We start from the raw sequence: 3,377 nt of genomic DNA, 5'->3' as shown, positions 1-3,377 counted from the left end.
CCGCAGCGTGGTGATCAGCGCGTCTTGCATGCTGTCGTAATGTCGTTGTGTGACACCGTATTTGCGGTGGTCGCGGCCCAGCTGCGCCAGGAACGCGACGGGTTCTTCTGCGCGCTGCTCGATCAGTTCCCCGAGCAGCCACGTCAAGGCCTTGGCGAACACGCTGCGCTGATGGTCCATATCGGGCGGGAACAGGTCGCGGATCGCGGTGTCGATGGCGAACCAGCGGGTGTAGAAACGCCGGATCAGCTCGTCGGAGTCGTTCTGTGGGTCGACCGCGGCACGTAGTGTCGCCAGCGCTTCGCGGTCATCGAGTCCCACGTCTTCGGAGTGTAAGTGAAGATGATGTGGGCGCTGCTAGAGCCCGTGAATTCCCTTGTACAGCACCAGCACGCCGAGGACCACCAGGATGGCGGCGACGAGGGTGGCGTGCTGCGCCTCCATCCAGGCCTTCAACCGGACCAGTGGTTGATCCAGGCGATCGCCGGACACCGCGTACGCCAGGATGGGGAGTGCGACCGTGGAGGCGGCGATCGCGACGTAGTACACCAGTCCCAGCGTCGCGCCCGACCGGCCCAGCCCCTCGGTGCCGATCGCCAGACCCGCTGCGGCACACATGAACAGCACCTTGGGGTTGACGACGACCAGTACCACTGCGGTCACGACGGCCCTGGCCGGGGTGATCTTGGCGAAGCCGTTCATCCACTTGGGGGAGTGCTCGGAGCGCGTCCGGGTGAGCCACTTGTAGACGCCGAACACGATCAGCGCGCTGCCGGCGACGATGCGAACCCATGACGCCCAGGACGGCGGCTTGTCCAGCCCGCCGCCGAGGCGGCTCGACACCTCGACGAAGACCTGGGTCAGCACGGCGAGCCCGATGACCCAGCCGACCAGGAAGGCCAACCCCGTCGGCCTGGGGCGTGGCGAATGCAGGACCAGCACCGCGGGAATGATCGACAGCGGTGACAGCGCGACCACGAGGGCCAGGGGAATCAGTTCGTCCAGCATCGCCGTCAACCTAGCAAGTGAAGGCCGATTGTTGGTGAACTCGGACTTCGTCGACCAAGGACGGCGTCTGGATGGCGCTCGCGGCCCAAGAGACCGCGTTCTGAACTCGGCCGACGACCCCGACGATTTACCCAATCGCGTATTCAGTTCTGGTTTGCTGTGTAACCTCCACCCCAACCCCAGCAGTCGTGCCGGCGTCACCCAGGGAGTTCGACATGCTGCTCCGTCGCGTGAAATCAGTCCTCGCCATCGTCGTGATCGTGTCGATGGCCACGGTGACGTTGAGTTGCTCGTCGCATCCTCGGGAAGTGGTCAATCCGCCGCCGGGGGTCAACGCCGGAGCGGACGGCAAACCCGCACCCTTCCGCGAGCCAATCAGGCTGTCGAGCAAGGACGGCGTCCTCGAAGTCCGGCTGTCGGCTCATCAGGGCACCGTCAACCTCGACACCGTCTCCGAACCCGTGACCAACTTCCTGGTCTACGGGTTCGACGTCATCAAGGGCACCAGCTCGGACGGTTCGACGAAGGGCGACAACCTCTATCCCGCACCGACGTTGCGCGTCGATCCGGGCGAGCGCTTGATCGTGCACTACGACAACGACCTTCAGGGCCTGAACATCCAGGACTTCTACGACCCCGCCTTCACCCCGAAGGACGGCCAGGTGCCGATCTATCCCCCCGCCCTGACCGAGGCGCCGCTGAACCTGCACACCCACGGCCTGCACGTCAGCCCGCAGGGCAACGCCGACAACGTGCTGCTGTCGATCCCCGCGGGAATGGGTAACACCTATACCTACGACGTGCCCAAGAACATGCCCAACGGGCTGTACTGGTACCACAGCCACCGTCACACCATGACGGCGCAGCAGACCTACTTCGGCTTGGCGGGCCTGCTCGAGATCGGCAGGCCGGACGGCAACCTCCCGCTGGTGACGAAGAACGATATTCCCGTGCGCGACATGGCCATTCAGTACAACTACGTCTTCGACCGCAATGGCAAGGGGCATCAACTCAACAACGAGACGTGGCCGCAGTTCGTCAGCACGCTGAAACCGCCCGAGGCTGACCAACTCGCCGACGGCACCTATTCCCCGAGCCTGGCTCCGGTGAACTTCGCCGACACCACCAAGGGCGCCGAATACATCACGCCCTGGTACTCCGGACCGCTGTCGCCGCACAACAACCGCGGCAAGACCCAGTTCATGCCGTCGAATCTCATTGGGTTCAACAGCCCGACCAAGAACGTGAAGGAGAACCCGGGACTCCCCGAGAACCAGCGCGATCTGCAGTTCACGGTCAACGGGCAGTTTCAGCCGGAGTTGAAGATCAAGCCGGGGCAGACGGAGATCTGGGTGGTCGCCAACATCAGCGACATCGCGTACATGACGGTCAGGTTGACCGAGACCGCCACCGGCAAGCACCCGAAGCTGACGATCGTCGGGCAGGACGGCAACCCGTACACCCAGGTCGGTCTTCCGGTCTACGGGGACGGCACCACGCTGGACGTCCCGCCCGCCTCGCGGTATGCGATCGCCGTCACCATGCCCGCCCACGGCGACCTCGTCCTCGAGTTCCCGCCGGACCCACGCGCGCAGCCCGTGGTGAATCCCGCCGTGCTGTACACCAACAACGGCACCAAGAACCCGCCCGCCGTGTTGGGCACGCTCACCGTCGACCCGAAGTACGTCAGCTACGCCGACGGGTTCTTCGTCTTCCCGACGCAGACGTTGATCCACGCCACGCCGGACACCAGCGGGCAGGGGCAGACGACGGCCTTCGAACCGGGCCAGAACCTGGACGCGTACACGTCCTTCGTGGACACGTCGGTGATGACACCCGCGGTCAAACGGGCGCTGAAGATCACCGGCGGATTCGGCAACGAGAAGGCCAGCAAGAACGACCCCAAAGCCGTCACCTACATGTTCGAAGACAACTCGTTCCCGAACATCCCGCTGATTCAGCCGCGACTGAACTCGGTGGAGGAGTGGACGATCACCAACTTCAACAACGACGCGCATCCGATGCACATCCACGTCAACGACTTTCAGGTCACCGCGATCGATGACCCCAACCGGGGCAAGACGGGTGTTCAGCCGTGGGGCGTTGACAACGTGAACGTCCCCGCGCCGATATTCGACGACGACCACGTGGTGACCACTCCCGCGTCGCTGACCCTGCGGCAGGAGTTCCTCGAGTTCGCAGGCACCTACGTGATTCACTGCCACCGCCTCAACCACGAGGACAACGGGCTGATGGCGACCATCAGCGTCATTCCCGAAGTGTCGACCTATGCGGTGGCGATACCGGGTGGGAAGGGCAAACCCGCCTCCGTTCAGGTGCGAGACGCCAATGGCGACAAGGTCTTGCAG

The 3,377-nt window shown here is 64.2% G+C and carries 3 protein-coding genes; 1 reads left to right on the top strand and 2 read right to left on the bottom strand.

The annotated features are described in order from the left end of the window. Positions 1-321: globin domain-containing protein (locus tag ACRDUX_RS31710; RefSeq protein WP_526419957.1), on the bottom strand; the 321-nt coding region annotated here is incomplete at its 3' end. Between the two features lie 36 nt (positions 322-357). Further along, a complete protein-coding gene (locus ACRDUX_RS31705) occupies positions 358-1,008 on the bottom strand; it encodes a GAP family protein (protein WP_526419955.1) in 651 nt (216 codons plus the stop codon). A gap of 215 nt (positions 1,009-1,223) precedes the next feature. Between ACRDUX_RS31705 and ACRDUX_RS31700 the strand changes: the two genes are divergently transcribed. Next, positions 1,224-3,377, top strand: a 2,154-nt coding sequence (locus ACRDUX_RS31700; protein ID WP_526419953.1) for a multicopper oxidase family protein, incomplete at its 3' end; no start/stop codon positions are given.

This window comes from Mycobacterium sp. (assembly GCF_050701675.1).
Taxonomy (GTDB): domain Bacteria; phylum Actinomycetota; class Actinomycetes; order Mycobacteriales; family Mycobacteriaceae; genus Mycobacterium.
The sequence above is the reverse complement of the archived record's forward strand: the minus strand, read 5'-3'. Positions and strand labels throughout refer to the sequence as shown.